Raw genomic sequence first — 1,255 nt, 5'->3', positions numbered from 1 at the left:
TCCTTGTAGCAACTGTGTTGTTGGAGGGGCTTTGGCCACTCCGTCAGCCGGGCACGGTGGTGCCGGCTGCTGTCAGCAGCCATCGTCCCATCCAGCGCATGGACACTCAGGTCGGGATGGCTTGAGACTCTCCAGCGAGAGCGTCTCTGGCGCGGGCGTTGAGGATGACGAGTATCTTGCGCATCGCCGCCACGACAGCGACCTTGCCAGGCTTGCCGCGCGCCCGCAGCGACCGGTAGAACTCCCGGATCCGTGGCTCGTGCTGGATGGCCGACAGGCAGGCCATGTACAGCACGTTGCGCACCTCGATCCGCCCGCCGCGGATTTGTCGCAGACCGCGCATCTGTCCGCTGTCGTGAGCGATGGGGGCCAGGCCGACCAGCTTGGCAATGGCCTTGCCATCGAGCCTACCCAGCTCCGGCAGGTAGCTGGCGATCACTGCTTGCAGGATCGCTCCGACGCCTTTGAACGCGCGCATGGCCTCCAACTGCGGTTGCTGGCCGACTTGTTCGGCAATGTGCTTTTCCAATATCACGCAGGTCTTTTTCATCTGCGCGATATTGGCCTGCAGCACACGGCGCAAGGTCGTGTCGGTCACCTGTTCCAACTGGTTTTGCGCGCTTGTTGCCAGGTCCACCAGCTGCTGGCGCGCGCGCACGAACTCGCGCAGCTTGCGCCGCCAAGGCTCCATTGGTTGATAGGCACGCAGCTCCAGCGTGGCCGCCATGCAGGCCAGGTTGATGGCGTCCAGACGATCTGTCTTTGCCGGCAGGCCGATGGCAGCGGCGAAGGCATGGCAGCGGTGCGCGTTGGCCCGCACGACCTGGTGACCGGCATCGAACAAGGCATCCAGTACCCGCTGTTCGTAACCGCCGGAGGCCTCCAGGACAACCTGGCCTGCCTGCTGCGTCGCCAGCCAGGACAGCAGCTTGCGATGGCCCGCCGGTGTGTTGGGAAACCGCGCGAAAGGGCCGCGATGGACGGCCACATCCAACATGGCCTTGCACACATCAATCCCGATGCCGTTCATAGGCGAACTCCGTTAGGCTTGAAGGGTCGAGAGCTCCCCCGCCTGCCCAGCCTTACGTCTACGAGCGTCAACTCTGGCAACTGTTCGGGCGATACAGGGGAGAGACCGGCGTGGGCACCCAGCTACAAGGCGATCGGCAATGATCCAGGCTCTCACGGTGGCCCACGTCGGCTCTCGACACCTAAACTGCCAGAATCCGAACAGATAAGGCTCTTACGCGGCATC

1 protein-coding gene is annotated in these 1,255 nt (G+C 63.7%); it reads right to left on the bottom strand.

What is annotated here, in order from left to right; translation table 11 throughout:
* Positions 1-106: 106 nt before the first annotated feature.
* A complete protein-coding gene (locus tag GGR62_RS20885) occupies positions 107-1,030 on the bottom strand; it encodes an IS110 family transposase (RefSeq protein WP_184409724.1) in 924 nt (307 codons plus the stop codon).
* Between the last annotated feature and the right edge of the window lie 225 nt (positions 1,031-1,255).

Source organism: Xanthomonas sp. 3075, assembly GCF_014197275.1.
GTDB classification, from domain to species: Bacteria; Pseudomonadota; Gammaproteobacteria; order Xanthomonadales; family Xanthomonadaceae; genus Xanthomonas; species Xanthomonas campestris_B.
The sequence above is the reverse complement of the archived record's forward strand: the minus strand, read 5'-3'. Positions and strand labels throughout refer to the sequence as shown.

Bases quoted from the DNA above. Each gene is read 5' to 3' on its own strand.
- GGR62_RS20885 (WP_184409724.1), bottom strand. From the start codon at position 1,030: ATGAACGGCATCGGGATTGATGTGTGCAAGGCCATGTTGGATGTGGCC.